This is a genomic window from Streptomyces sp. NPDC002092 (assembly GCF_053593775.1).
Window position 1 is genome coordinate 189,210 of record NZ_JBSFDG010000004.1, and the last position, 25,364, is coordinate 214,573.

24 protein-coding genes and 1 pseudogene are annotated in these 25,364 nt (G+C 71.1%); 15 read left to right on the forward strand and 10 right to left on the reverse strand.

Translation table 11 applies throughout. The features are described from left to right. The 3 genes from ACWCRD_RS10915 to sucD all read left to right on the forward strand — a co-directional run. Nucleotides 1-600: hypothetical protein (locus tag ACWCRD_RS10915; RefSeq protein WP_450965544.1), on the forward strand; the 600-nt coding region annotated here is incomplete at its 5' end. A 453-nt stretch (nucleotides 601-1,053) separates the two neighbouring features. Continuing rightward, complete coding sequence (gene sucC, locus ACWCRD_RS10920; RefSeq protein ID WP_450965545.1) at nucleotides 1,054-2,232, forward strand: ADP-forming succinate--CoA ligase subunit beta; 1,179 nt, start codon at nucleotides 1,054-1,056, stop codon at nucleotides 2,230-2,232. Between the two features lie 18 nt (nucleotides 2,233-2,250). Further along, nucleotides 2,251-3,135 carry a succinate--CoA ligase subunit alpha gene (sucD, locus tag ACWCRD_RS10925; RefSeq protein WP_099930861.1) on the forward strand — a complete coding sequence of 295 codons (885 nt, stop codon included), beginning with the start codon at nucleotides 2,251-2,253 and terminating at the stop codon, nucleotides 3,133-3,135. 147 nt (nucleotides 3,136-3,282) lie between these two features. On the opposite strand, the gene ACWCRD_RS10930 is transcribed toward sucD, so the two are convergent. Then, nucleotides 3,283-4,287, reverse strand: a complete 1,005-nt coding sequence (locus ACWCRD_RS10930; protein WP_450965826.1) for an RNA polymerase sigma factor — start codon at nucleotides 4,285-4,287, stop codon at nucleotides 3,283-3,285. Between ACWCRD_RS10930 and ACWCRD_RS10935 the strand changes: the two genes are divergently transcribed. Further along, complete coding sequence (locus tag ACWCRD_RS10935; RefSeq protein WP_450965546.1) at nucleotides 4,210-6,096, forward strand: cell division protein PerM; 1,887 nt, start codon at nucleotides 4,210-4,212, stop codon at nucleotides 6,094-6,096. The two genes, ACWCRD_RS10930 and ACWCRD_RS10935, sit on opposite strands and share 78 nt — an antisense overlap. A 25-nt stretch (nucleotides 6,097-6,121) precedes the next feature. Here the strand turns inward: ACWCRD_RS10935 and ACWCRD_RS10940 are convergent, their stop codons facing one another. Continuing rightward, nucleotides 6,122-6,883: a hypothetical protein gene (locus ACWCRD_RS10940; RefSeq protein WP_450965547.1), complete on the reverse strand. Its 762-nt coding sequence runs from the start codon at nucleotides 6,881-6,883 to the stop codon at nucleotides 6,122-6,124. 336 nt (nucleotides 6,884-7,219) lie between these two features. On the opposite strand from ACWCRD_RS10940, the gene purN reads away from it, so the two are divergent. The 4 genes from purN to ACWCRD_RS10960 all read left to right on the forward strand — a co-directional run bounded on the left by purN (nucleotide 7,220) and on the right by ACWCRD_RS10960 (nucleotide 10,892). Then, the gene (purN, locus tag ACWCRD_RS10945; RefSeq protein ID WP_450965548.1) at nucleotides 7,220-7,849 is read left to right on the forward strand and encodes a phosphoribosylglycinamide formyltransferase; all 630 of its coding nucleotides are present in this window, start codon (nucleotides 7,220-7,222) and stop codon (nucleotides 7,847-7,849) included. Then, nucleotides 7,846-9,414: a bifunctional phosphoribosylaminoimidazolecarboxamide formyltransferase/IMP cyclohydrolase gene (purH, locus tag ACWCRD_RS10950; RefSeq protein ID WP_450965549.1), complete on the forward strand. Its 1,569-nt coding sequence runs from the start codon at nucleotides 7,846-7,848 to the stop codon at nucleotides 9,412-9,414. Before purN ends, purH begins: the two co-directional genes overlap by 4 nt. Nucleotides 9,415-9,517: 103 nt before the next feature. Continuing rightward, nucleotides 9,518-10,063, forward strand: coding sequence for a hypothetical protein (locus tag ACWCRD_RS10955; RefSeq protein WP_450965550.1), 546 nt, complete (start codon nucleotides 9,518-9,520; stop codon nucleotides 10,061-10,063). 103 nt (nucleotides 10,064-10,166) lie between these two features. Further along, entirely contained in the window at nucleotides 10,167-10,892 is a 726-nt protein-coding gene (locus ACWCRD_RS10960; RefSeq protein ID WP_450965551.1) for a glycoside hydrolase family 16 protein, read from the forward strand. A 10-nt stretch (nucleotides 10,893-10,902) separates the two neighbouring features. Here the strand turns inward: ACWCRD_RS10960 and ACWCRD_RS10965 are convergent, their stop codons facing one another. The 6 genes from ACWCRD_RS10965 to ACWCRD_RS10990 all read right to left on the reverse strand — a co-directional run bounded on the left by ACWCRD_RS10965 (nucleotide 10,903) and on the right by ACWCRD_RS10990 (nucleotide 15,664). After that, nucleotides 10,903-11,364: a peptidoglycan-binding protein gene (locus tag ACWCRD_RS10965; protein WP_450965552.1), complete on the reverse strand. Its 462-nt coding sequence runs from the start codon at nucleotides 11,362-11,364 to the stop codon at nucleotides 10,903-10,905. Nucleotides 11,365-11,445: 81 nt separating this feature from the next. Further along, nucleotides 11,446-11,946, reverse strand: a complete 501-nt coding sequence (locus ACWCRD_RS10970; protein WP_450965553.1) for a hypothetical protein — start codon at nucleotides 11,944-11,946, stop codon at nucleotides 11,446-11,448. Between the two features lie 98 nt (nucleotides 11,947-12,044). After that, nucleotides 12,045-13,610, reverse strand: coding sequence for a serine/threonine protein kinase (locus tag ACWCRD_RS10975; protein WP_450965554.1), 1,566 nt, complete (start codon nucleotides 13,608-13,610; stop codon nucleotides 12,045-12,047). Next, nucleotides 13,607-14,353: an FHA domain-containing protein gene (locus tag ACWCRD_RS10980; RefSeq protein WP_450965555.1), complete on the reverse strand. Its 747-nt coding sequence runs from the start codon at nucleotides 14,351-14,353 to the stop codon at nucleotides 13,607-13,609. Before ACWCRD_RS10980 ends, ACWCRD_RS10975 begins: the two co-directional genes overlap by 4 nt. A 131-nt stretch (nucleotides 14,354-14,484) precedes the next feature. Next, nucleotides 14,485-15,015: a hypothetical protein gene (locus ACWCRD_RS10985; protein WP_450965556.1), complete on the reverse strand. Its 531-nt coding sequence runs from the start codon at nucleotides 15,013-15,015 to the stop codon at nucleotides 14,485-14,487. Nucleotides 15,016-15,052: 37 nt separating this feature from the next. Beyond that, entirely contained in the window at nucleotides 15,053-15,664 is a 612-nt protein-coding gene (locus tag ACWCRD_RS10990; RefSeq protein ID WP_450965557.1) for an RDD family protein, read from the reverse strand. 245 nt (nucleotides 15,665-15,909) lie between these two features. Between ACWCRD_RS10990 and ACWCRD_RS10995 the strand changes: the two genes are divergently transcribed. From ACWCRD_RS10995 to ACWCRD_RS11020, 6 genes and pseudogenes are all read left to right on the forward strand, one after another. Next, entirely contained in the window at nucleotides 15,910-16,764 is an 855-nt protein-coding gene (locus tag ACWCRD_RS10995) for a bifunctional methylenetetrahydrofolate dehydrogenase/methenyltetrahydrofolate cyclohydrolase (protein WP_344404552.1), read from the forward strand. Then, a complete protein-coding gene (locus tag ACWCRD_RS11000; protein WP_450965558.1) occupies nucleotides 16,754-17,275 on the forward strand; it encodes a DUF3017 domain-containing protein in 522 nt (173 codons plus the stop codon). The genes ACWCRD_RS10995 and ACWCRD_RS11000 overlap by 11 nt, the downstream gene beginning before the upstream one ends. Before the next feature lie 213 nt (nucleotides 17,276-17,488). Beyond that, a pseudogene (locus tag ACWCRD_RS11005) lies at nucleotides 17,489-17,971 on the forward strand (helix-turn-helix domain-containing protein); the annotation flags it as partial. Between the two features lie 369 nt (nucleotides 17,972-18,340). Continuing rightward, a complete protein-coding gene (locus ACWCRD_RS11010) occupies nucleotides 18,341-19,567 on the forward strand; it encodes a DUF2690 domain-containing protein (RefSeq protein ID WP_450965559.1) in 1,227 nt (408 codons plus the stop codon). Between the two features lie 327 nt (nucleotides 19,568-19,894). Further along, a complete protein-coding gene (locus tag ACWCRD_RS11015) occupies nucleotides 19,895-20,884 on the forward strand; it encodes a malate dehydrogenase (protein ID WP_030930180.1) in 990 nt (329 codons plus the stop codon). A gap of 135 nt (nucleotides 20,885-21,019) precedes the next feature. After that, a complete protein-coding gene (locus ACWCRD_RS11020) occupies nucleotides 21,020-21,910 on the forward strand; it encodes a hypothetical protein (protein ID WP_450965560.1) in 891 nt (296 codons plus the stop codon). Between the two features lie 80 nt (nucleotides 21,911-21,990). Here ACWCRD_RS11020 and ACWCRD_RS11025 read toward each other — a convergent pair whose 3' ends face one another. Next, nucleotides 21,991-23,388, reverse strand: a complete 1,398-nt coding sequence (locus ACWCRD_RS11025) for an MFS transporter (protein WP_450965561.1) — start codon at nucleotides 23,386-23,388, stop codon at nucleotides 21,991-21,993. Nucleotides 23,389-23,490: 102 nt separating this feature from the next. On the opposite strand from ACWCRD_RS11025, the gene ACWCRD_RS11030 reads away from it, so the two are divergent. Further along, complete coding sequence (locus ACWCRD_RS11030; RefSeq protein WP_450965562.1) at nucleotides 23,491-24,411, forward strand: LysR family transcriptional regulator; 921 nt, start codon at nucleotides 23,491-23,493, stop codon at nucleotides 24,409-24,411. Here the strand turns inward: ACWCRD_RS11030 and ACWCRD_RS11035 are convergent. Then, a complete protein-coding gene (locus tag ACWCRD_RS11035; RefSeq protein ID WP_450965563.1) occupies nucleotides 24,394-25,329 on the reverse strand; it encodes a GNAT family N-acetyltransferase in 936 nt (311 codons plus the stop codon). The genes ACWCRD_RS11030 and ACWCRD_RS11035 overlap by 18 nt on opposite strands. Nucleotides 25,330-25,364 lie beyond the last annotated feature (35 nt).

A 25,364-nucleotide genomic window follows, 5' to 3' on the forward strand; every position in this document is an offset into this window, starting at 1 on the left:
GCCCGGCCCGTTGTCGGCGCCGTCGAGCCGGTGGTCCAGGGTGTCGCCGACGACGCGGCGCCGCTCGTGTACGGCGTGGCCGGTCATGTGACCGGTCTGGGGTACGGCGTCGCCGGGCAGGTGCCGCAGTTCGCGGAGGGTGTCACCGGGGCTGCCCGGCCCGTTGTCGGCGCCGTCGAGCCGGTGGTCCAGGGTGTCGCCGACGACGCGGCGCCGCTCGTGTACGGCGTGGCCGGTCATGTGACCGGCCTGGGGTACGGCGTCGCCGGGCAGGTGCCGCAGTTCGCGCAGGGTGTCACCGGGGCCGCCCGGCCCGTTGTCGGCCTCGTCGAGCCGGTGGTCCAGGGTGTCGGCGGCAGCGCGACGACCCTCGCGTACGGCGTCGCGGGCGATGTCACGCCCTTCGCGTACGGCGTCGTCGGGGATGCGGGCCCCTTGGCCCACGGCGTCGTGGGCCAGGTCGCGCCCTTCACCGGCGACCTGACCGACACCGTCCGGTCCACCGGCGGCCCGCTCGCCGGACACGCCGTCACCGGCGTCCAGGGCGTCACCGAGTCGATCACGCCCGGATACGTGCAGAACGTGCACCACGGCGTCTGACGCCCGACCGACTCCGCGGACCCAGGGACCCGGACGGCCGAAAGCCGTCGGACCGGCCGGCCCGAACCCCGCGGATGGAGCCAGGTGATCCCCATTGGGGTGGGGATCAACTGCTCCGAGCCCCCTTCGGGGCTGAACAGGGGCCTCACCGGGTCAACCCCAGCCCGGTGAGGCCCTTCCCCGTACGCGCCCCGTACGCCCTTGCGAACCGGGCCCGTCCCTCACATCCGGCACGCCGTGCCAGTGAGCGCGGCATCATGTGACAGGTATCACCGCTCAGGTGTGACCCTCGATTTAGGGGCCCTCCGCAAGCAGCGATAACCTGCGAGACGGACATGCCGCGCGCTCGGACACCGTGTGCGCCTCCCCTGTGACTAGCGGACGTCACGTTGCCCTTCGCGGCACGCCCACGCATCCAACGAACCGCGAGATCACTGATAGGGACGGAAGCGCGTGGACCTGTTCGAGTACCAGGCGAGGGACCTCTTCGCCAAGCACGATGTACCGGTGCTGGCCGGTGAAGTCATCGACACGCCTGAGGCGGCCCGCGCAGCCACCGAGCGTCTCGGTGGCAAGTCTGTCGTCAAGGCCCAGGTGAAGGTCGGCGGCCGTGGCAAGGCCGGTGGCGTGAAGCTCGCCGCCACCCCGGACGAGGCGGTCGAGCACGCGACCAACATCCTCGGCATGGACATCAAGGGCCACACGGTCCACAAGGTGATGATCGCCGAGACGGCGCCCGAGATCGTGGAGGAGTACTACGTCTCCTTCCTCCTCGACCGTGCCAACCGCACCTTCCTCTCCATCGCGTCCGTCGAGGGCGGCATGGAGATCGAGGAGGTGGCGGCCACCCGCCCCGACGCCGTCGCTAAGACGCCGATCGACGCCAACGAGGGTGTGACCGAGGAGAAGGCCCGCGAGATCGTCGCGGCCGCCAAGTTCCCGGCCGAGGTCGCCGACAAGGTCGTGAACGTCCTCGTCAAGCTGTGGGACACCTTCATCAAGGAGGACGCCCTCCTGGTCGAGGTCAACCCGCTGGCGAAGGTCGCCTCCGGTGACGTCATCGCCCTGGACGGCAAGGTCTCGCTGGACGAGAACGCCGAGTTCCGCCAGCCGGAGCACGAGGCCCTCCAGGACAAGGACGCGGCCAACCCGCTCGAGGCCGCCGCCAAGGAGAAGAACCTCAACTACGTCAAGCTCGACGGCGAGGTCGGCATCATCGGCAACGGCGCGGGTCTCGTCATGAGCACCCTGGACGTCGTCGCGTACGCCGGTGAGAACCACGGCGGCGTCAAGCCCGCCAACTTCCTCGACATCGGCGGCGGCGCCTCCGCGGCCGTCATGGCGAACGGCCTGGAGATCATCCTCGGCGACCCGGACGTCAAGTCCGTCTTCGTCAACGTCTTCGGCGGCATCACCGCGTGCGACGAGGTCGCCAACGGCATCGTCCAGGCGCTGAAGCTCCTGGAGGACAAGGGCGAGGAAGTCACCAAGCCCCTCGTCGTCCGTCTGGACGGCAACAACGCCGAGCTGGGTCGCAAGATCCTCTCCGACGCCAACCACCCGCTGGTCCAGCGCGTGGACACCATGGACGGCGCGGCCGACAAGGCCGCCGAGCTCGCGGCTGCGAAGTAAGGGACGAGGACAACAGCCATGGCTATCTTCCTCAACAAGGACAGCAAGGTCATCGTCCAGGGCATGACCGGCTCCACGGGCATGAAGCACACCAAGCTCATGCTCGCCGACGGCACGAACATCGTCGGTGGCGTGAACCCGCGCAAGGCGGGCACGACCGTTGACGTGGACGGCACCGAGATCCCGGTCTTCGGCACCGTCGCCGAGGCGATCGAGAAGACGGGCGCGAACGTGTCCGTCCTCTTCGTACCGCCGGCCTTCGCCAAGGCCGCCGTGGTCGAGGCGATCGACGCCGAGATTCCCCTCGCGGTCGTCATCACCGAGGGCATCGCGGTCCACGACTCGGCCGCGTTCTACGCGTACGCCGTGTCCAAGGGCAACAAGACCCGGATCATCGGCCCGAACTGCCCCGGTCTCATCACCCCGGGCCAGTCGAACGCCGGCATCATCCCGGGCGACATCACCAAGCCGGGCCGCATCGGCCTGGTCTCGAAGTCCGGCACGCTGACGTACCAGATGATGTACGAGCTGCGTGACATCGGCTTCTCCTCCGCCGTCGGCATCGGTGGCGACCCGGTCATCGGCACCACCCACATCGACGCGCTCGCCGCGTTCGAGGCCGACCCCGACACCGACCTGATCGTGATGATCGGTGAGATCGGTGGCGACGCCGAGGAGCGCGCGGCCGCGTTCATCAAGGAGAACGTGACCAAGCCGGTCGTCGGCTACGTCGCGGGCTTCACCGCGCCCGAGGGCAAGACCATGGGCCACGCGGGTGCCATCGTCTCCGGGTCGTCCGGCACGGCTGCCGCGAAGAAGGAGGCCCTTGAGGCCGCCGGTGTGAAGGTCGGCAAGACGCCGACCGAGACGGCGAAGCTGGCGCGGGAGATCCTGGCCGGCTGAGCGGTTTCCTAGCTGAGCGTTGGTGGGCCCGTTCCCCTGGGTGGGGGCGGGCCCACCGGTGTTTCGCTTGCCCGCGCTGGGCGGGTGCCGCCTCTCTTTGGGACGGGTGCCGCCCCAGCGGCACGACTGCCCGCGGGGCCGGGTCAGCTATTGCTGCAGCGGTACGAGTCTCTCCGGGCCGTGGGCCGTCTCCGACCGTAGTTTTGCTCGGAGTTGGGCCTGGGGGGCCGGCAGGGCGCCTCGGGCCACCCGGGGTGGGACCCCTTCCACGATCGCGCCCGGCGGTACCGGGGGCTCGTAGTGTGTGGGGGCCGTTCGCAGGGCCAGGGCCGTCGTGCCGATCAGGGCCGTTGTGAAGGCGATGGCGGCCCGCGTCCAGAAGCGGGCGCTGCGTTCGCCGCGGCTGCGTACCGTCGGTGGCCGGGGGGCGGGCCGCCGCTCCGTGGAGGCCAGTTCGACCAGACGGCGGTTCAACTCGGCCGGGTCGGCAAGCTCCGGCAGACGGGCGGCGATCGCCTCGCGCGCGTGCAGCAGCCGGTGCGCCGCCGCCGGAGTGCTCGCCTCCGCCTCGGCCGCCGTCTCCGGCAGATCGAGGCCGACACCGTCGTAGAGCAGCAGCGCCCGGCGGTACGACGGCGGGAGTTCCATGAGTACGTTCATCAGCTCGCGGTCGCGCCGGTCGACCAGCGGCGGCTCGGGGCGCCGCAGGCACGGGCGGAACCGGTGCCAGGGCGAGAGCGCGTACTCGTACGCCGTCGCCCGCACCCATCCCGCCGGATCTCGGTCCACGGCCACCTCGGGCCAGCGCTGCCAGGCGAGTTGGAAGGCCCGCTCGACCGACTCGCGCGCCAGTTCGCGCCGCCCGGTGAGCAGGAACGTCTGCCGTACGAGGGCGGGAGCGCAGAACGCGTACAGCGCGTCGAAGGCCTGAGCGGGCGTCAGCTCGAGCGCCGGCGGGCTCGCAGGGGTCGACGTCACGGGGCGCCCTTTCGTACGAAAAAGTACATAAACGTATATTGAGCGACACTTCGGCGGTTTGCCTATTACGGCGATAAAGCGCGTGTCGTTGGGAGCATGGCGGTCGTGATCCAGACGACTGCTCGCCGAGCTCCGTTGCCGTACCTGCGTGCCCGGATCCGGGCCAGGATGCAGGACCGATCGCCCGGGCTGGGCGCCGGCGTGGCGGGCGGTGCGGTGGCCGCCGGGCTGGGGCTCGGGGCGATCACCGTGCTGGTGATGGTGTTCTGGATCAGTTCGCCGTACCCGGACAGCGGGCCCGGCGGTGCGCTGCACGTCGCCGCCGCACTGTGGCTGCTGGCGCACGGCACCGAACTGCTCCGCACCGGCACGCTCTCCGGTGTCCCCGCCCCGGTGGGGGTCACTCCGCTGCTGCTCTTCGCGGTGCCGGTGCTGCTGGTGCACCGGGCGGCGCGGGACGTGGTGTACGGCGGCGAGGAGGACGGGCCGCTGCTGTCCGGCCGTACGGCCTGGGCGGGCGTGGTCCTCGGCTATCTCGGCGTCGGCGCGGCCGCGGCACTGTACGCCTCGGGCGGGGAGCTGCGGCCCTCGTGGGGGCGGGCCATGCTGTGCCTGCCGTTGCTCGTCATGGTGATGGCGGGGGCCGGGGTGTGGACGGCGTACGGGCATCCGCGCCGGGCGTTCGACGGTGTGCTGAAGCTGCTGCCGTCCGGGCTGCGGAGCTTCGTCCGCGGGCCGGGTTCCCACGCCCGCCTGGGCATTGCGGCGCGGTCCGCGGGGGCCGGTGCGGCGGTGCTCGTCGGGGGCGGGGCGGCGCTGGTGGCCGTGTCACTGGTGTGGCACGGCGGGACGGCGCGGGTCTCCTTCCTGCAGCTCACGGAGGGCTGGTCGGGCCGTTTCGCCGTGCTGTTCCTGTGCCTGGTGCTGGTGCCGAACGCGGCGGTGTGGGGGGCGGCCTACGCCCTCGGGCCCGGGTTCGTGCTCGGCACGGGGCATGTGGTGGACCCGCTGTCCTCGGCACCCGCCCCGCTGCTGCCACCGTTTCCGCTGCTGGCCGCGGTGCCGGACGCGGGGGCCGGGGGATGGCCGAACTGGGTCGCTGGAGCGGTACCGGTGGCGGCCGGACTGGCGGTGGGGTGGTTCGTGGGCGGGGCGGAAGCACGCGGTGCATCCTCCTCGGCGGATGCCGGAACCTCCGGTGGTGCCCGGCAGACCGCCGGCACTGCCCTGCTGGCGGCGCTGCTGTGCGGGGTCGCCATGGCGGTACTCGCGACGATGGCGGGCGGGCGGCTCGGCGTCGGGGAGCTTGCCAGGTTCGGGCCGGTGTGGTGGGAGACGGGGGGCGCGGCGGTCGTATGGACGGCGGTCGCGGCGATTCCGACGGCGGTCGGCGTACGGGCCTGGCGGTGCCGGACGCGCCGGGGACGTAGGGGAGAACCCGGGTCGCACACCCTCGATCTGAGGCCGAGGACCATCGACCCGAAAGCGAAGATCGTCGAGCCGAGGCCGGAAGCCGCGGACTCGAAGCCGGAGAAGCCGGAGAAGCCGGAGAAGCAGGAGAAGTCGAAGAAGGCAGCAAAGGCAGCAAAGGCAGCGAAGGCGGATAAGGCGGACAAGGCAGCAAAGGCAGCGAAGGCGGAGAAGGCGGACAAGGCAGCAAAGGCAGCGAAGGCGGAGAAGGCGAAGGGCAGGGGCCGGTTCTGGAAGAAGAAGTCGGCTTCCGGTGGGGCGCAGAATCCGGCGGACGCCCAGACGCCCTCCGCCCCCTACGACCAGGACGACGCGTACGGCGCGCTGCGCGACGAGGAGGAGGCGGGCTTCGGGCCGTACGACTTCCTGCCCGTCGAACCCTCGCCCCAGCCGACGGCCTCATGGCCCGGCGAGGCCACCCGCGAGTCCCGCTGGGCGGCCCTCAAGGACGCGTCCGACCCGTCCCGGACGCCGGATGCACCGGACGCGCCGGACGGGCCGGACCGGCCGTGAGCGCCGATCGCGCAACGGCCGTTCGTCAGCCGTTCGAGCCCAGCAGTCCCCGCAGTTCCTTCGGCAGCAGCTGGGTGCAGGACTGCTTCGCCTGGTTCGTGAGGGCGTCGTTGGTGCAGTTGTAGTAGTCGCTGTAGACCATCTGCGCGGTGAAGGTCGCGGCCACCAGTGCGATCGCCAGGGAGGCCGTCACCAGGCCGGTCACCGCCGCCGTTGTCTGCGGCCGGCCGCCAGGGTCGCCCGCGGGCTCGGCGCCGGTCCTGGCCCGCAGGGCGCTGATCCCCCAGTACAGGGCGAGGGCGCCCAGCAGCAGGGCCACATACGGCCAGCTGAACAGGGCGAAGAAGAAGGCCCACATGCCGCACAGCAGGGCGTAGCGGGCGCGGCGCTGCGAGGGGTCGGTCGGGTCCCAGCGCATGCCGGACCCCGGGGTGTTGCCGCCCTGGCCCTCGGGGCCGGGGGGCGGACTGCCGGGACGCTCACCGAAACCGCCGGGGGAGCGGCCCGGCTGGCGGTCGCTCCACTGGCTGCCCCACGGGGAACCGGACTCGCCGGACCGGTCGCCGTTCTCCCCCTCGGCCGGGCGGCGCGGCCGCCATGGGCGGTCCGGGGTGCCTTCCGGAGGCGGGGCGAAGGGGTTGTCGTCCTCGGGGGAGTCGCCGGTCTTCCGGTCCGAGGGCGCGTCGGGCGGAGAGGCGGGGCGCTCCCGCAGCAGCACGCCGCGGTGCTCCCCTCCCTCCACCGACTGCGGGGGGAGCGTGAGCAGTCGCAGGCTGCGGTCCGGCATCAAGTGAGCGTCTTCCCCTAGGCGATACGGCGGTGATCAGGTGTTGATCAAGCGTTGATCGGTTGATCAAGCGTTGATCAGGCGTTCGTACGGCTGTCCTTGCACGAGCTTCCACTTCGGAAACGCACAGCACCACGACCACGTTCCCGACCCGGGCTCTCCCAGACGCTACCTTCCGGCCGCGCCCCCGTCCCGTGGGGGCTGCCCGGAGTGCCGGTATCGTTGCTGACGTTCGGCCGCTTCGTAGACTTCCCCGTATCCCGGGGCGCGAAGCATTCGTACGAACGTACATACGGCCGACTGTACGGAACCGCTCCCCCGAGAAAGGGCCCCACCGTGGCCGCCAAGCCCGTGGCCAAGCGCCTCGTCGTGCTGGTCTCCGGATCCGGCACCAACCTCCAGGCGCTGCTGGACGCCATCGAGACGACCGGCGTCGAGGCCTACGGCGCCGAGATCGTGGCCGTCGGGGCCGACCGCGCCGGCATCGAGGGACTCGCCCGGGCCGAGCGCGCCGGGCTGCCGACCTTCGTGACGAGGGTCAAGGACTACGAGACCCGCGAGGAGTGGGACGCGGCGCTCGCCGAGGCCGTCGCCTCGTACCAGCCCGACCTGGTCGTCTCCGCCGGGTTCATGAAGATCGTGGGCAAGGAGTTCCTGGCCCGCTTCGGCGGCCGGTTCGTGAACACGCACCCGGCCCTCCTCCCGAGTTTTCCCGGAGCCCACGGTGTGCGCGACGCGCTCGCGTACGGCGCCAGGGTCACCGGCTGCACCGTCCACTTCGTCGACGACGGCGTCGACACCGGACCGATCATCGCTCAGGGCGTGGTGGAGGTCCGGGACGAGGACGACGAGAGTGCGCTGCACGAGCGCATCAAGGAAGTCGAGCGAAGGCTGCTCGTCGATGTCGTGGGGCGGCTCGCCCGCAACGGCTATCGCATTGAGGGACGAAAGGTAGTTATCCAGTGACCGCCGACAGCAACAAGCGGCCCCTTCGCCGGGCGCTCGTCAGCGTCTACGACAAGACCGGCCTCGAGGACCTCGCGCGTGGCCTGCACGAGGCGGGCGTGGAGCTCGTCTCCACCGGGTCCACCGCCGGCCGTATCGCCGCCGCGGGCGTCCCCGTCACCAAGGTCGAGGAGCTCACCGGGTTCCCCGAGTGCCTGGACGGCCGGGTCAAGACCCTGCACCCCAGGGTGCACGCGGGCATCCTCGCCGACCTGCGCCTGGAGAGCCACCGCGAGCAGCTGGCCGAGCTGGGCGTGGAGCCGTTCGACCTCGTGGTGGTCAACCTCTACCCGTTCCGCGAGACCGTCGCCTCGGGGGCGTCCCCCGACGAGTGCGTCGAGCAGATCGACATCGGCGGCCCGTCGATGGTCCGCGCGGCCGCCAAGAACCACCCGTCGGTCGCCGTGGTCACCAGCCCGGCCCGCTACGCCGACGTCCTGGCCGCGGCCAAGGACGGCGGCTTCGACCTCACCACCCGCAAGCGGCTCGCCGCGGAGGCCTTCCAGCACACGGCGTCGTACGACGTGGCGGTCGCCTCCTGGTTCGCGTCCTCGTACGCTCCCGTCGACCAGTCCGTCTTCCCGGACTTCCTGGGTGCCACGTACGAGCGCCAGAGCACCCTGCGCTACGGCGAGAACCCGCACCAGCCCGCCGCTCTCTATCTCGGCGGCGGTCCGGCCGGCGGTCTCGCTGAGGCCGAGCAGCTGCACGGCAAGGAGATGTCGTACAACAACTACACGGACACGGACGCAGCGCGCCGTGCCGCGTACGACCACGACGAGCCCTGCGTGGCGATCATCAAGCACGCCAACCCCTGCGGCATCGCGGTCGGTTCGGATGTCGCCGAGGCGCACCGCAAGGCACACGCGTGTGACCCGCTGTCGGCCTTCGGTGGCGTGATCGCCGTCAACCGGCCGGTCAGCAAGGAGATGGCCGAGCAGGTCGCCGAGATCTTCACCGAGGTCATCGTCGCGCCCGACTACGAGGACGGCGCCCTCGAAGCCCTCGCCAAGAAGAAGAACATCCGTGTGCTGAAGGCGCCGAACGGCCCGTGCAACCGGGTCGAGGCCAAGCACATCGACGGTGGTGTCCTCCTGCAGGTAACCGACCGCCTCCAGGCCGAGGGCGACGACCCGGCCAACTGGACGCTGGCCACGGGCGAGGCGCTGCCCGCGGACGAACTGGCCGAGCTGTCCTTCGCCTGGAAGGCCTGCCGCGCCGTCAAGTCCAACGCGATCCTCCTCGCCAAGGACGGAGCCTCGGTCGGCGTCGGCATGGGTCAGGTCAACCGCGTCGACTCCGCGAAGCTCGCCGTCGAGCGGGCGGGCGCCGAGCGAGCCCAGGGCTCGTACGCCGCCTCGGACGCGTTCTTCCCCTTCCCGGACGGCCTGGAGATCCTCATCGAGGCCGGCGTGAAGGCGGTCGTCCAGCCGGGCGGTTCGGTCCGCGACGAGCTGGTGGTCGAGGCCGCGAAGAAGGCGGGCGTGACGATGTACTTCACGGGGACGCGGCACTTCTTCCACTGAGCGGCTTTCACAAGGCGGCGCATTCGCCGCTGCTTCCTCCGCCCGTACGCGGTTCTCGCCGTGTACGGGCGGTCGTTTTCCGCAGGCCCCTTGGGAGATCCCCGTGACCAGCAGCAACCCGGCGTGGTCCGAGCGTGCGCTGCCGGCGTTCTTCAGGCGGTGGCGCACCGAATGGAAGGATGAGGAGCTCTCCCCGGCCGACTACCTCGACTACGCGGGCGGCCTGCGCTTCGTCCTGGCCGCGGCCTGGCTGTTCTGCCCCGAGACGATCGAGTACCGCGGTTGCGTGTTCCTCAAGCAGCGCTTCAGCCGGGGGACTGTCGACGACTGGTTCACCCACCTGGGCGGCGACCGGCAGCGCATCGAAGCCGTCGTCAACCATGTCGAGTTGTGGACGACTTTCGGCAACACCCCTCTGACGGACGACGATCGGCTCGGCGAGGAGCTCCCGCAACTCGCGCTCGCGCTGGGCGAATGCTGGCAAGGAGTCCTGTCCGCGCGCTACCCCGACCGGGAGATCACCGTCGCGGTGAGCGACGAGGAGGACGGCTCCTACGGCCCGACTCTGACCTTCTCGACATCTCCGGTCGTCCCGGGGCTCGGCCGGCCAGGCCCCGCCGTGGCTTCAAGTCCAGAAGCCAGGAAGTGATCTCCACCGCATATCTTGTCAAACGTTGAACGGACTCCTATGGTCCGGTTGATGGAAGTGGGACCGCTCCCACACCCCGTGTCATCCGAGCAATGGAGCCGCGATGTCATCTGTACTTCTCCGGCCGGGACGCCTCATAATCGGCGCCCTGGCGGCGCTGTCACTGCTTCTGCTGGGGCAGCCGCAAGCCCACGCGGCGTCGTGGGGTGCCCCGCAGACCGTCAACTCGTGGAATGTCATCAACGGACGGTGGACCGCCAACAACGAGCTGGAGACCTACACCCCGGGTTGCGTCTGGTACGAGGGCAACACCCTGGTCATCAAGACCTACAAGTCGGGCGGCACGTACTACTCGGGCCGCGTGGAGTCCAAGGCGCTCTACGGCTACGGCACCTACAGCTTCACCGCGAACATGCCCAACGGCCAGGGCCTCCTGCCCGCGGTATGGGCGGCCTATCTGAATCCGTGGCTGCCCGAGTTCGACGCTGCCGAAATCGTCGGCCAGAACGCGAACACCGTGTACCAGACCTCCCACGACACCAACAACGCCCAGACCCAGTTCTCTAAGACGAATTCCGCGGGCTGGACCAACGCGTACCACAGGTACTCGTTCACCTGGTGGCCGGATCACATCGACTTCGCCGTGGACGGCACCATCACCGGCACGAAGTGGTACACCACTCCTCCGGGTGTCGGGATGCACTTCATCGTCAACACCGCCGTCGGCGGTGACTGGCCGGGCAACCCCAACGACTCGACATGGGCCACGGGAGACGGTGCGAGGTATCTGAAGGTCTCCTCGATCACGTACACCCCGTACTTCCCGTAAGGGTTCCGCTTCAGGTCGAACTGCGCAGCGCCGCCCAGGTGTTGGGCCCGACCTGGCCGTCGACCTCCAGCCCCTTGTCGCTCTGGAAGCTCCGCACCGCCGCGTCGGTGGCCTTGCCGAAGTCGCCGTCCACGCCTGAACCGCCCACGCTGTAGCCGCGCTTGGTCAGCATGCACTGGACCTGAACGACGCGTTGGCCGCGGTCCCCGAGCTGGGTCTGTTCGGTGCCGGAGTAGTAGGTGCAGTCGGTGAGCCACGGTGGTTTCGCCGGGGTGGGAGCCGACTTCGAGGGGGTGGGGGCCGGGGTGCCGGGGGTCTTGGAGGTGCGGTGGGGAGTGGGGCTGGTTTGGGGGGTGCCTTGCGTGCCGTCGGCGGAAGGGGCGGCGGAGGTGATCGGGTTCCCGTTCTTCGTCCCCCTCGCCTTCGCCTTCTCCTTTGAGCGTCGTGCGCTCCCCGGTCTCGGGCGCGGCATGCGGACCGTGCAACAGCCGGACGTACGCGGTCTCCGGCCCTCCCCCGAGGGAGCCGGAGACCGCTGTTCTCGGGCGCCCTGTCAGCAGGGGCGCAGGGACCAGATCGGGTCCCAGCTGGCCGTGCCCGCCTGGTACGCCGTGGACGTCCAGCGGACGCTGCCGTCCTGGTTGTAGAACCTGGCGACCGTGCCGGGCGTCTGGTTGTTGGTGAACGGGCCGTCACCGGTCCAGTTGCTGACGGTCCAGGTCTGGCACTTGTAGAAGTCGAACTTGGTGCCCCTGACGATCATGCACAGATGGCCGTAGTCACAGGCCAGGTCCTGCGCGCCGAGCTTGCTCTTCGGGGCGTGGGTCAGGGTCAGGCCGTCGTACCTCACCTCGTTGGCGGTGGACTTGAGGGCCTTCGGGTGGCCGGCGAGCACCTGGTCGGCGGTCTGCTGGAGGCTGTTGACGCGGATGCCGTCCGGCGTCGCGGTCACCCGGGTGCCGTCCGGGGTGTCGGCCGCGGTGGCCGCGACCGTGGAGCCGGCGAGCAGGGCGGTGGCCGCGAGGAGCAGTGCGGCGGGCTTGGCGATGTTCACGATGTTTCCCCCATGAACTCTGGTGGTCGTTCCGCCTTGGCGGAGTGGTACCACCGTGCCGCCCGCGTCCGCCGACCGGTACCTCGGAAGTCTCAGGGTCACCAACTCCCGGGTGGCGTGTACTCCTTGAGGTACTGGGTGAGCCGCTTGCAGTAGTCGCGGTACTCGGGGGGAATCCCGCGTGCGGCATTCACTCGCTTGTACGAGGTCCGGTACGCGGCGGCGATCAGCACCCGTTTGTCACCGGGCAGGTTGGGTGTCAGGTTCGGCTCGATGTAGCAGAGGTAGTGGCCGAGGGCCGCGATCGAGTCGGGGACGGAGAGGGGTGGCTTGGGGATCGACTTCACCGGCTGTCCGTCGGCCCTGATCCACCAGCGCAGAAGCCTCGGCGTCCAGCGTGCGATGCCGTACTCGTCGTTGCCGGGGTCGGAGAGTCTCGGGTCGAAGTTGCTCTCCGCCTTGAGCATGGCCGCGATGAGCGCGGGTGTGACGTCCGCCTGGTCGCAGTGGTGAGCCGCGTCGACGATCATCGGGCGATAGGCCGCCGGGATGTCCTGGTCCGTGCGGAGTTCGGGGGAGCCGTAGGTGGCGGGGGTGATCTTCGCCGTGGGGGAGGCGCTCCTGACGGCCGGCGGGTTGCTGCCGGAGTCCGCCCAGGTGCTGATGCCGTAGCCGAGGGCCGCGATCGCGACGGTGGCTGCCGTGGCGCTCGCGATCACCGTCGAGCGGCGTCCGAGGCGCCGGAGGCGGGGCGGGCGGTCCGTGCCTGCCGCCTCCGCGACCCGGCGCAGCAGTGTGTCCGTGCCGAGGCGGTCGGCGTGCGTGCGCGAAAGGCAGTCGCGGACGATCTGCCGCCAGGCGTCGGGGAGTTCGGGCGAGAGGCGCAGCTCGTCGGTGCCGCGGGCGTAGGCGGCGGCCGCGTCGCGGCGGGCGGTCGGGGTGCCGCCGGGGAGGGGGAAGGAGTCGGTCAGCACCAGATGCGCCAGGACACCGAAGGCCCAGACGTCGGCGGAGGGGCGGATCTGGCGGCCGCGGGTGCCGATCTCCGACCAGAGGAGTTCGGGCGGGGTGTAGTCGGGCGTCGAGAAGGCGGGGGTGTACGCGTGCGTGCCTTCCAGCTCCGCCGCCATGTTGAAGTCGGCGAGCCGCGCCGAACCGTCCCTCATCAGCAGCACGTTGGCCGGTTTCAGGTCGCCGTGCACCCAGCCCGCACGGTGCAGCTGGGCCAGGCCCTCGCAGATCTGCGCGAGCAGCGCCGGCCCGGCCTCCGGTCTCGGCGAGTGCGCGAGCAGCGCCGCCAGGGAGCGTTCCGCCTTCTCCAGTACGAGGACGGTGGCGCCGTCCAACTCCGGCCGACCGGGATCGTCGACCGTGAGGGTGCCGTACATCCGGATCAGGCGCGGCTGCTTCAGACGGCGGTGCAACCCGACCTCGCGGTCGATGAGTTCGCGCAGATGGGCGAGTTGACGGGGGGTTCCGGTGCCGGTCGGAAGGAACTTCAGGGCGGCCGTGCGGGGCAGCTCCTCGCCGGTGCCCGCCAGGTCGTCGCCCGTGCGTCTGCCCTCGTACACGCTTCCGAAGGCGCCCGTCGCGATCGGGTCCCGCACCTCCCAGACACCCACCCGGTACCCCTTGGGCACCGGCACGGCGTACGGCTCGGTCACCGGAGCGCCCGGCCGGACGGGGAGGCGGCCAGGACCACCAGGTCGTCCTCGCGGACGAGGTCGAAGCGGAGCGCCAGCGAGACCAGCGATTCCTTCTTGCCGTTGAGACGCGGACCGCTGTCCGCCTCGTCCGGGCCCGGCTTCAGACGCAGTTTCACCGCCAGGTAGTCGATGTTCCACTGCACGGAAGTGCGGGACGCGGCCGGCCAGTTGGGGCGCAGCCGGTCGACGACCTGGTCGACGGTGGGCAGGGGCGCGTGCGGTGCGCCGCGCAGGCGCGGTTCGCACAGGGCCGCGAGGACCGCGAAGTAGCGCTTGGTGCGGTCGACGGAGAACGCGGGGGCGGTGGTGGCGCCGTCGAGGCCGCCCTCGGAGTGGAGGTAGTCGTGGCGGGGTGCCCACACCTCGACGGCCAGGAGGTCCCCGGCCGCCGGCAGCACGATGCGCGAGAACTCGAAGGGGACGGGGGCGTCGAGGCGGCCGGGGCCGACCTTCACGTGCTCGCCGGCCCCCTCGGGGTTCTCCACGACGTACGTCTGCTCCCGGCTGAGGTTGCTCAGTATCCAGAAGGCGCCCTGCGCGGTGATCTCACCGGCCCTGCGGGAGACGCCCTTGTGGGGGATCTCCACGTCGCAGTCGGCGCTGCGCCCGAACGTCAGCCGCTCGCCGGGCGCGAGCCTGAGCTGGGTGCGAGTGGACTGGTTCTCCGTGGTCGGCGGAGGTACCACGATGATGCTGTACAAGGTGCGTCTCCCGTGCCTGCCGGCTACCCACGTCAGAGTAGGGCGACGCGCCAGGGCCGTGTCCCCCTCGGACGGAGAGACACGGCCCTTGGCGACTTATTGGCGCGAACTGTTCAGTGGCGCCGGGCGGTTCACTGCTTTACGCGGTTGAACCAGGCGGTTCCGTTCGCGTTGCCGGCGAACACGGCTATCAGAATGCCGAGAACCGTGTGGAGCAGGCCCACGACCACGAAGGGGTAGATCCCGAGCATCGCGGTGATGACGCCGAAGACGATGGCCGTGATCCGGACACGGTTGCCGCCGTCGCTGAACTTCAACGCCAGCACGGCCGCGAACACCGCCCAGGCCAGCGCGAACACCACCATCGCCCACAGCACGCCCGACGAGTACTCCTTGATCTTCTCGAAGGAGGCGTCGTTCTCGACACCGGCGTTCGACGCCCTGCGCACCACCCCGGCGACGAAGGCGAACAGGGCCACACCGATGAGCTGCAGGGGAACGATCACCCACAGCAGTACGCGACCCACGCTCACCGTGCCCGGCATCGTCGTCATCACGGGAGTGCCGCCGTAGGGGCCGACCGGGGGAGCGGTGGGGTAGCCGTAGCCCGGCTGCTGGCCCTGTTGCGGGCCGTAGGGGTTGTTGGGGCCGCCGAAACTCATGGGGGGTGTTCCTCCGTGAAATGGGGTGGAGCAGCGCTCAGTTCGTACGGATCACGATCGACGAGCAGACCTTGTCGGCGAACGTCTGACGCTTGGCGTCCCAGGCCGGCCACAGCCAGCCGAGGTAGCAGGCGAGGCTGTCCAGGAAGTGCGCGAGCCGGCGCACGAAGGCCATGCCGACGCCGAGGGGCTGTCCGTCGGCCTCCCGCACCAGGCGGATACCGACCGCCTTCTTGCCGACGGTCTGGCCGGTCTGGCCCTCCTTGATCAGCTGCCAGATCGCCAGGCCGATGAGGGCGAGGTAACCGATGCCCACCAGGGCCCAGATCTTGGTGCCTCCCCCGATGGCGATGATGATGTAGGCGGGCACGAACACGAGCACGTCGACCAGCAGGCCGAGGAAACGCTGACCCCAGTTCGCGTACGGCGGCTGCATGCCGTAACCCGCCTGCTGCGGGTAGCCGTAACCGGCGGGGGCGTGCGGCGCCTGCGGGTAGCCGTAGCCCGGCTGCTGCGGCGGCACGCCCTGCGGGGGCTGCTGCGGGTAGCCGTAGGGCTGCTGGCCGCCCTGCTGGGGGTAGCCGTAACCGGGCTGCTGCGGCGGCTGCTGGGGCTGGCCGTAGGGGTTGTTCGGGTCGCCGTAACTCATGGCGGGATTCCTCCGTTGCGCATATGGGGACATTGCGGATTGCGCGGAGGAATCACACGATGTGAGCGGTTTGCCCCCCGAACACGAACCGCGATACTGCGCCGTTCATCGTTCTTTACGGCTGCTCGCCTTGTCCAGTGGCATTTCGCATGTGTTGTGCAAGTGCAATCTTGCTGATCATGACCGTCCCGCCGGTACGGCACCCGGATTGGAACCGGGGGGTGGTCATCCGCGAGGATGGGGGTATGACCGCCCAGATTCTCGATGGCAAGGCCACCGCAGCCGCGATCAAGTCCGATCTGACCGCCCGCGTGGCGGCGCTGAAGGAGAAGGGCGTCACGCCCGGCCTCGGCACGATCCTCGTCGGGACCGACCCCGGCAGCCAGAAGTACGTCGCCGGCAAGCACCGCGACTGCGCCCAGGTCGGCATCGCCTCCATCCAGCGCGAGCTGCCTCAGACGGCGACGCAGGAGGAGATCGAGGCGGTCGTCCGGGAGCTGAACGAGGACCCGGCGTGCACCGGCTACATCGTCCAGCTGCCGCTGCCCAAGGGCATCGACGAGAACCGGATCCTGGAGCTGATGGACCCGGACAAGGACGCCGACGGCCTGCACCCGATGAACCTCGGGCGGCTGGTGCTCAATGAGCCGGCCCCGCTGCCCTGCACCCCGAACGGCGTCCTCACCCTGCTCCGTCAGTACGGCGTGGAGATCAAGGGAGCCGAGGTCGTGGTCGTGGGCCGCGGTGTCACCATCGGCCGCCCGATGCCGCTCCTGCTCACCCGCCGCAGCGAGAACGCGACCGTGACCCAGTGCCACACGGGCACCCGTGATCTCTCCTCCCACCTCAAGCGCGCGGACATCATCGTCGCCGCCGCCGGTTCGGCCCATCTGATCCGGCCCGAGGACGTGAAGCCGGGCGCCGCCGTCCTCGACGTCGGTGTCTCGCGCAGCGCCGAGGGCAAGATCGTGGGCGACGTCCACCCGGGCGTCGCCGAGGTCGCCGGCTGGATCTCGCCGAACCCCGGCGGTGTCGGCCCGATGACCCGTGCCCAGCTGCTCGTCAACGTGGTCGAGGCGGCGGAGCGCAGTGCCGGCTGAGGCGAAGCACCCCGAGGGTGCGGCGAAGCAGCCCGAGCGCGCGGTCGAGGACCCCGGGCAGCAGGCGGAGGCGACCGTCCGCGACGCGATCAGCGCACCCGACGCCGAGGGCAGGCCGCGCCGGGTGACGCGCCGCTTCCCGCTGTTCACGAAGGACACCGCGCGTCCCGAGGGCGGCGGCCGGGCCGCTCCCAGCGACGCCCCCGCGCCCGCCCGGCAGTGGCCGATCCTCGCCGTCCTCGGTCTCGTCGGGCTCGGCCTGCTGCTGACCGCGCTGGACGTCTTCCGGGTCGGCACCCTGCTGATCGGCATCGCTCTGGTGGCCGGGGCCGCGCTGCGCTGGATCCTGCCCGACGTCGGCATGCTCGCCGTACGCTCCCGCTTCACGGACATCGTGACGTACGGCGTGCTGGGCCTCGCGATCGTGCTGCTGGCGATGATGGTGCAGCCGCATCCGTGGCTGCAGATTCCGTTCCTGAAGGACACGTTGCATTTCACGGTGAGCAGTTAGTTCGCGCAGTTTTGCGTGCCGCGGGCTGTGCCGGGACAGGTCGTCGATCGTCTGCGGGGTGTGTCGTGGCTGGTCGCGCAGTTCCCCGCGCCCCATTGGGGCGCGGTTGCCGCCCGGGAGCTGACTGTTCCGGTACGCGGGGGAACCAACGGCGGGTCTGCGTCGTCACCTGGTCAGGACGGGTAACCGCGAGAGATCTGGTGGAGGTGCGCGATGGGCGGCTGGCAGCCGCTGCCGGACGATCTGCCGCCCGAGGTGCGGCACTTCGTGGAGCAGCTGCGGCTCCTCAAGGACCGGACGGGTCTCAGCCTCGTCTCGCTCGGCGCCCGCACCGCGTACAGCAAGTCCTCCTGGCACCGCTATCTCAACGCCACCCAGCCGCCGCCCCGGCAGGCGGTCGCCGCCCTGTGCCGGATCGCGGGCCTCGCCGACACGGAGGCCGAGCGCTTCGCGGTGCGCTGGGAACTGGCGGTGCAGGCCTGGCCGCGCCCGGCCGCCCTGCCCGCGAAACCCGCCGACGGCTCGGGGGAAGCGGAAGGGCCGGGCGGTGAGGAGTACGAGGACGATCCCACCCTGCCCTGGTGGGACACGCCCGAAGAGACCCGTCGGCGGCCCGCCGGGGGGCTGCTGCTGTACGCCGTACTGCTGCTGCTCCTCATGCTGGCGATCGCGGTCGTGGGTGTCCTCGCGCGCGGGTGGGGTGCCCCTGTGCGGGGTGAATACGCCCGTGACGGGCGAGGTTGTCCGTGTGTGTCTCCGGTGTCGATGTATTGACAAGTTTGCGGAATTGACACGGGGTTGTTCGCTGAGGGCCCTAGGGTGGGCGGGTCCGGCCGGGCGGCGGAGGGGGTCGCCGGTGGGACGCTGAACCGCGGTCGGGTCGGCGCGCAACGGTGCATGCCGAACGACCCCAACGCTCCCGTGCGCCCCCATCCCGGGAACTGAGATCCCTACTGGGCGCATCCCTGTGGGTAGGCCAGAACGGGCACCGCGCGCGGGGGAACGCGAGGAACACCAGCACCAACCGGGGGGAAGAGGGGGGAAGCAATGCCTCGTTGGAGGGCCTTGCCGGACGAACTTGATCCGCAGGTCAGGGAGTTCGCGAGCCAGTTGCGACGGCTCGTGGACCGCAGTGGCCTGAGCATCGCGTCGGTGGCCGACCGCACGGGCTACAGCAAGACGTCCTGGGAGCGGTATCTGAACGGCCGGCTGCTCGCACCCAAGGGTGCGATCGTGGCGCTGGCCGAGGTCACGGGTACCAACCCGATCCATCTGACGACCATGTGGGAGCTCGCCGAGCGTGCCTGGAGCCGTTCGGAGATGCGCCACGACATGACCATGGAGGCCATCCGCATCTCCCAGGCGCGTGCCGCGCTCGGTGAGTTCGGGGCGCCTCCCGCCAATGCCAAGGCGAGCGGCAGGGCGAGCAGCAAGAGCGGCACCGCGGCCCGCAGGACCGGCAGCGCGACGGCGACGCCGGGGATCGCGGGACCGGCGGGCGTGGTGCCGACGGTGCCGCCGCAGCCGGGCCCGGAAGTGCGGGACGCGGCGGGCGCGGTGCGGGAGAGCGGCGCCTCGCCCGCCGCGGATGCGCCGGAGAGCTCCTCCGGTGCCAACTCGTGGGGGCTGGCCGGGTACAAGGGGCCGTCGCCGTCCGGTGCGCGTGCTCCCGGGGCCGCCGCTCCGGCGCCGCAGCCGGCGGCCGACGGTCGGGGCCGGACACCGGAGACGACGCCGGGTCCGATCGGTGAGCCGCCGCAGGGCCCGCGGCCCGGCGGGGGCTCCTCCTCGGGCGGTGGCAGGCGGAAGCTGACGATGTTCCTCGCGGGTCTCGTCGGCGTACTGGTCGTGATAGCGGCCGGGTTCTATCTGACCGACAACGGCTCGGGCAAGAAGAACGAGGGCGGCGCCTCGCCGTCCCCGTCCGTCAGCGCCCGGACCGACCTGCCGGCCGGGGTGAAGTGCAGCGGCGCCTCCTGCACCGGCAAGGACGCGGAGGCGATGGGCTGCACCAAGGACGCCGCCTCGGTCACCACCGCCAAGACCGCCGTCGTCGGCACCTCCACGGTCGAGGTGCGGTACAGCAAGACGTGCGGTGCGGCCTGGGGTCGTGTCACCCAGGCCACCCAGGGGGATTCCGTGCAGGTGACCGCCGGCAAGGCCAAGGAGAGCGACAGCATCACGGCCACCGGGGACAACATCGCCTACACGCCGATGGTCGCGGTCAAGGACGCGGGCGAGGCCACGGCGTGCGCGACGCTGGCGTCCGGGCAGAAGGGGTGCACGAAGTAGGGCAGAAAAAGGGGCGGCCGCCCGTCCGGGAGAGGGGGGACTGAGGCGGCCGCCGTGGGGGGACCGACCGTGCCGGACTCCCGTGGGGGTACGGTTCGCGTGCCCGGGATGGCGACGACTATTCCTCCCGTCCCACATTTCTTCTGAGCCGGTCGAGCCGCCGGTCCACTCTGTGGGACGGGCCACACGGACCCGCGCGTCCGGCATCCCGGATGCGCGATAGCCTGACCGGTGGATCTCTCTTGATACCAAGAGATCGATCATTTGTACGTCCGTCCGCACCCCAGGGCGAGGACGCCCACCGCCAGCTGTCATACGGAGAACGCCATGACCCGCACTCCCGTGAACGTCACCGTCACCGGCGCGGCCGGCCAGATCGGTTACGCCCTCCTCTTCCGCATCGCCTCCGGCCAGCTGCTCGGCGCGGACGTGCCGGTCAAGCTGCGCCTGCTGGAGATCACGCCCGCGCTGAAGGCCGCCGAGGGCACGGCCATGGAGCTGGACGACTGCGCGTTCCCGCTCCTGCAGGGCATCGACATCACGGACGACCCGAACGTCGCCTTCGACGGCACCAACGTCGCCCTCCTCGTGGGCGCCCGCCCGCGCACCAAGGGCATGGAGCGCGGCGACCTGCTCTCCGCCAACGGCGGCATCTTCAAGCCGCAGGGCAAGGCCATCAACGACAACGCCGCGGACGACATCAAGGTCCTCGTCGTCGGCAACCCGGCCAACACCAACGCGCTCATCGCGCAGGCCGCCGCGCCGGACGTACCGGCCGAGCGCTTCACCGCGATGACCCGCCTCGACCACAACCGTGCGCTCACCCAGCTCGCGAAGAAGACGGGCTCGACGGTCGCCGACATCAAGCGCCTGACGATCTGGGGCAACCACTCCGCCACCCAGTACCCGGACATCTTCCACGCCACGGTCGCCGGCAAGAACGCCGCCGAGACCGTGAACGACGAGAAGTGGCTGGCCGAGGAGTTCATCCCGACCGTCGCCAAGCGCGGTGCGGCGATCATCGAGGCCCGCGGCGCGTCCTCGGCCGCCTCGGCCGCCAACGCCGCCATCGACCACGTGTACACGTGGGTCAACGGCACCGCGGACGGCGACTGGACCTCCATGGGCATCCCGTCGGACGGCTCCTACGGCGTCCCGGAGGGCCTGATCTCCTCCTTCCCGGTCACCACCAAGGACGGCCAGTACGAGATCGTCCAGGGCCTGGACATCAACGAGTTCTCCCGCGCCCGCATCGACGCCTCCGTGAAGGAGCTCGAGGAGGAGCGCGAGGCGGTCCGCGGTCTCGGCCTCATCTGAACCGAGCCGTACGGCTTCACGGTTCTGTCACGACCCTGCACGGGCCCCGTTCCGGTTCTCTCCGGAACGGGGCCCGTGGCCGTTTTCGCCGCTACCGTCAGAAGCGGTACCCAATGGGGTGATTCGGGGGGTGTCATGAGCGGTCGATACGGCTACGACGACGGTCGCTCCGGTTCCGGACCGGAGCGCGAGCCGAGCGAGGAGAGAGGCCAGGCGGCCTGGGCCGCCCGGCAGCCGGCGACTCCACCGCCGTGGTCGTCGGCCGAGACACAGACGGGCCAGGCGCCACCGCCGTGGGCCTTCGCTCCGACCCACACGGGCGGTGTCCTGTCGCCGACCTGGCCGCCACCGCCGCCTCCCGCGCAGCCGCGCGGTCGAGCCCGCCGTGTCCTGGCCGTCCTGGCGGCCACGCTCGTCCTCGGCGCGGGCGCCGGAGCGGGCGCCTGGTACCTCACCCGCGACCACGCACGCGGCACCGGGGCCGCGCCCGCGACGAGCGTGAGCGTCACGGCCACGACGACCCCGCCGCCCACCCCCACCGCGTCCGCCTCGCTCCTGACGTCCTCGTCCCCCTCGGTCGGCTACCGCCGCGCCCAGGACCCCGTCGGCTACTCCGTCGACGTCCCGAAGGGCTGGACTCGGCGTGAGGAGCAGGGCAAGCTCGCGCGGATCGTCTACTACGACGCCCCCTCCGACGGCCGCCAGCTGCAGATCTTCGAGGTCACCGAGCCCACCCCCTACGACTCCCTGACCCTCGCCGAGACCGACCCCGGCTACGGCTTCGCCAAGCAGCCCGGCTACCGGGTCGTCGAGCGCGACCACGGCGACACCTGGGCGGAGCTGACATACCGCTACGACGACCAGCACAAAGGCACCCGCCAGGTCATCGACCACCGCTTCCGGTCAGCCGACGGCACCCTCTACGCCATCCGCTCCAGCGGCCCCGCGAACCTCGCCCCGGAGCAGGTCCGGGCACCACTGAGGATGGCGGTGCGCTCGTTCTGCCCGGCGGGGGCGCGGTGTTGAACGGTTCGCTGGTTGCGCCGAGTTGCACCCCGCGCCCTTCAGGGCGGACCTCCGCCGGCCTGCTCGACAGCCCCTGACGGTCAGGTGACGGGCTCCTTGGTACGGGCGGAAGACGCCGCCGTACGAGAGACACCGCCGCTTCCGCGGTAGCCGGCCACGACCGCCGCCGTCGCCGCCAGGACCAGGACGCCCACCGTCCGCAGGGCCGGGCCCATGCCGTCGGTGAAGGTGGGGTGGGAGGCCAGGACCGTGCCGGTGACGGCGACGCCGAGGGCCGCGCCGATCTCGCGGGCCGAGGTGCCGAGGCCGGAGCCGAGGCCCGCCTGATGGGCGGGGAGGGACGTGACGACGCCGAGGGTGAGGGCCGGCATCGACAGGCCCGCGCCGGCCGAGATGACGAGCAGCCAGCAGGCGTACAGGGCGTAGGGCGTGCCCGCGTCCGCGGTGGACGCGCCGAGCAGGCCGAGGCCGATCAGTGCGAGACCGGCGCCGACGACCGGGCGGGGGCGGGACGCCCAGCGCGCCGCCAGCTTCGGGACGAGCGCCATGCCGACGATCAGCGGCACGATCGCGACCCCGGTGACGGCGGGGCCGTAGCCCTTCACGCCCTGCAGATACTGGGAGTTGACGTAGAAGAGGGCGAAGAGGCCGAAGAAGCCGGTCGTCATGCCGAGGGTCGTGGCGCGCAGGCCGGGGGAGCGGAACACCCGGGGGTCGAAGAGCGGGGTGCGGGAGCGCAGGGCGTGGAGCGTGAAGGCGGCCGTCAGCAGGGCGCCGGCCGTGAAGACGGCCAGGATGCGCGCCGAGCCCCAGCCGTACGCCGGGCCCTCGATGATGCCGAAGAGGAGCGCGACCAGGGCCGCGGTGAGCAGCACGGTGCCCAGGGGGTCGAGGTGGTTGCCGGCGGCTCGTTCCGTGCGCGGGGTGGTGAGCGCGACGCTGACGGCGAGCAGCGCGGCCAGGGGGACCATCGCGCCGAACAGGGCGCGCCAGGTGAGGAACTGGCCGACCAGACCGCCGCCGAGGTTGCCGAACATGCCGCCGAGGCCGATGGCCAGCGTCCAGGAGGCCATCGCCTGTGCCCGGCGTTCCGGGCCGGCGAGGCGCATCAGGATCGACATCGTGGCCGGGGTGATCAGCGCGGCCCCCGCCCCGGAGATACCGCGCCCGGTGATGAGGAGCGCGGGGCTCGGCGCGAGCGCGCCGGCCGCCGCGCCCGCCGCGAACAGGCCGAGGCCGGCCAGCAGGGCGCCCTTGCGGCCGTACCGGTCGCCGAGCGCACCGGCCGGGATCAGCAGGGAAGCGAAGACGATGACGTACGCGTCGACCGTCCACAGGATCTCGGCGTGCGAGGGATGCAGGGACGACGAACTCAGCTGCGGTATCAGGAGGTTGATGGCGGCGACCATGCTCTGGGCGACCAGGACGCAGGCGCACAGTGCCAGCAGGGTGGACCGTTTCAGGGCGTGCGGGGACATGGCTCCTCCCAGGGAGCTCGACGGGTGGTGTGGGACGCCCTGTCACCGTAGGCTCGGTCGTGTCCTGCACTCCAGTGCAAGCTTTGCAAGGGATCGATGCGTATGACGCAATCAGGCGGTCTGGATCTGAATCTGCTGGTCGCCCTGGATGTGCTGCTGGAGGAGCAGAGCGTGGGCGGCGCCGCCCGCCGGCTGCATCTGTCCGAACCGGCGATGTCCCGCACCCTCGGCCGGATCCGCAAGGCGCTCGGCGACCCGGTGCTGGTGCGGGCCGGACGGCAGATGGTGCCGACGCCGCACGCGCTGGCCGTACGGGCCGAGGTCAGTGCGGTGGTGGAGCGGGCCCGCGCGTTGTTCGCGCCGGGCCGGGACGCGGACCTCAGGACCGTGCAGCGCACCCTCACGATCATCGGCCACGACGCCGTCCCCGCCGCCTGCGGCGCCGCGCTGTTCGCACGGGCCGCCGAGGAGGCGCCCAGTATCCGTATCCGCTTCCTGGCGGAGAGCCATGTGGACGCACCGGTCCTGCGCGAGGGGACCGCCGATCTCGAGATCGGGGTCGTGGACACGACGGCACCCGAGGTGCATGTGGAGGCTCTGCACGAGGACCGGATGGTGGGGGTCGTACGGGCAGGACATCCGCTGCTGGAGGGTGAGCTGACCGCGGAGCGGTTCGCCTCTCAGGCCGATCATCTGACCGTGTCGCGGCGGGGCAGGCTGCACGGGCCCGTGGACACCGCCCTCGCCGAACTCGGCCTGAAACGGCGGGTGGTGGGGGCGGTCGCCACCTTCCCGGCCTCGCTGTTCATCGTCCGGGACACCGATCTCGTCGGACTGATCAACTCGTGGGCCCTGCAGCCCGCGGCAACACTGGACCTGGTCACCTTCGAGGTGCCGCTCAAGCTCCCGCCACTGCACCTCGGCCTCGCCTGGCACCCGCGGCACGACGCCGACCCGGCACACGCCTGGCTGCGGCGGACCGTCCGGGAGCTGCTCGCCCAGTGGTCAGCCGGCCGGGACTGACAGCCGTTTCTCGAACCAGTGGTCGCCGTACACGTGGTCGACGTAGGCGGGGATCTCCGTATAGCCGGACGCCCGGTACATGGCCTGCGCCTCGGTGAGGGTCGCGTGGGTGTCGAGTCGTACGACGGTGCAGCCGCGCGCGGCCGCCGCCTGCTCCAGGGCGCCGAGGATCCGGCGCGCGAGACCGAGGCGCCGGGCCTGCGGGTGCACCCACACGTGCCGGATCTCGCCGACGCCGGGCTCCAGACGGCGCAGCGCGCCGCAGCCCACCGGGCGGCCCTCCTCGTAGGCGACGAAGAACGCGCCCGCCTCCCCGGACACCTCCTGCGGCCCCACCAGGTCGGACTTGTCGAAACCCTCGGGGAAGCGTGCGTCGAGGTCGGCGGCGTACGCGTCCAGGCAGGCGCGGGCGTCCGGGGAGCCGCCGTCGACGAGTTCGACGGTGATCGCGGCGAGGCGCAGCAGGCGCTGCGAGGTGGCCATCGCCTCGATCAGCTGCGCCCGCTGGCCGGGAGTGAGGCTGTCCAGCAGGCCCGCCGCGAGGGCGTTGGCCCGGCGGTTCTGCTCCTTGACCTCGACGCGTCCGGCGGGCGTCGGTTCGGCCATGCGCAGCCGGTTGTCGTCCGGGTGGACACTGAGCCGGACCAGGCCCTGTGCCTCCAGCGCCTTCGCCATGCGGCTGAGGTAGCCGGCGTCGAGTCCCAGGCGGCTCCTGAGCTCCCGGAGTGAGACCCCGCCCGGGTTCCCGGCGATCTCGAACAGCAGACGGGCCTCACCGAGCGGGCGGTCCTGGCCGAGGTAGTGATCGTCCAGGGCCCCGATACGGCGGGTGAAGTAGCGGTTGAACCGGCGGAGGGCCGCCACCTGCTCCGTCGACACCGGCTCCGTATGTCCTGGCTCCGTATGTCCTGACTCCATTCTTTGACTTTAGTCAAAGAATTTCGGGGCGTCCA

Excerpts from the sequence above, each read along its gene's own strand:
- ACWCRD_RS11030 (WP_450965562.1), top strand. The coding sequence starts at position 23,491 with ATGACGCAATCAGGCGGTCTGGATCTGAATCTGCTGGTCGCCCTGGAT.
- ACWCRD_RS10960 (WP_450965551.1), top strand. The coding sequence starts at position 10,167 with ATGTCATCTGTACTTCTCCGGCCGGGACGCCTCATAATCGGCGCCCTG.
- ACWCRD_RS10985 (WP_450965556.1), bottom strand. The coding sequence starts at position 15,015 with ATGAGTTTCGGCGGCCCCAACAACCCCTACGGCCCGCAACAGGGCCAG.
- ACWCRD_RS11015 (WP_030930180.1), top strand. The coding sequence starts at position 19,895 with ATGACCCGCACTCCCGTGAACGTCACCGTCACCGGCGCGGCCGGCCAG.
- ACWCRD_RS11035 (WP_450965563.1), bottom strand. The coding sequence starts at position 25,329 with ATGGAGTCAGGACATACGGAGCCAGGACATACGGAGCCGGTGTCGACG.
- ACWCRD_RS10990 (WP_450965557.1), bottom strand. The coding sequence starts at position 15,664 with ATGAGTTACGGCGACCCGAACAACCCCTACGGCCAGCCCCAGCAGCCG.
- ACWCRD_RS10995 (WP_344404552.1), top strand. The coding sequence starts at position 15,910 with ATGACCGCCCAGATTCTCGATGGCAAGGCCACCGCAGCCGCGATCAAG.
- ACWCRD_RS11020 (WP_450965560.1), top strand. The coding sequence starts at position 21,020 with ATGAGCGGTCGATACGGCTACGACGACGGTCGCTCCGGTTCCGGACCG.
- ACWCRD_RS11025 (WP_450965561.1), bottom strand. The coding sequence starts at position 23,388 with ATGTCCCCGCACGCCCTGAAACGGTCCACCCTGCTGGCACTGTGCGCC.
- ACWCRD_RS10935 (WP_450965546.1), top strand. The coding sequence starts at position 4,210 with ATGGCGGTCGTGATCCAGACGACTGCTCGCCGAGCTCCGTTGCCGTAC.
- ACWCRD_RS10940 (WP_450965547.1), bottom strand. The coding sequence starts at position 6,883 with ATGCCGGACCGCAGCCTGCGACTGCTCACGCTCCCCCCGCAGTCGGTG.
- sucD (WP_099930861.1), top strand. The coding sequence starts at position 2,251 with ATGGCTATCTTCCTCAACAAGGACAGCAAGGTCATCGTCCAGGGCATG.
- ACWCRD_RS10965 (WP_450965552.1), bottom strand. The coding sequence starts at position 11,364 with ATGCCGCGCCCGAGACCGGGGAGCGCACGACGCTCAAAGGAGAAGGCG.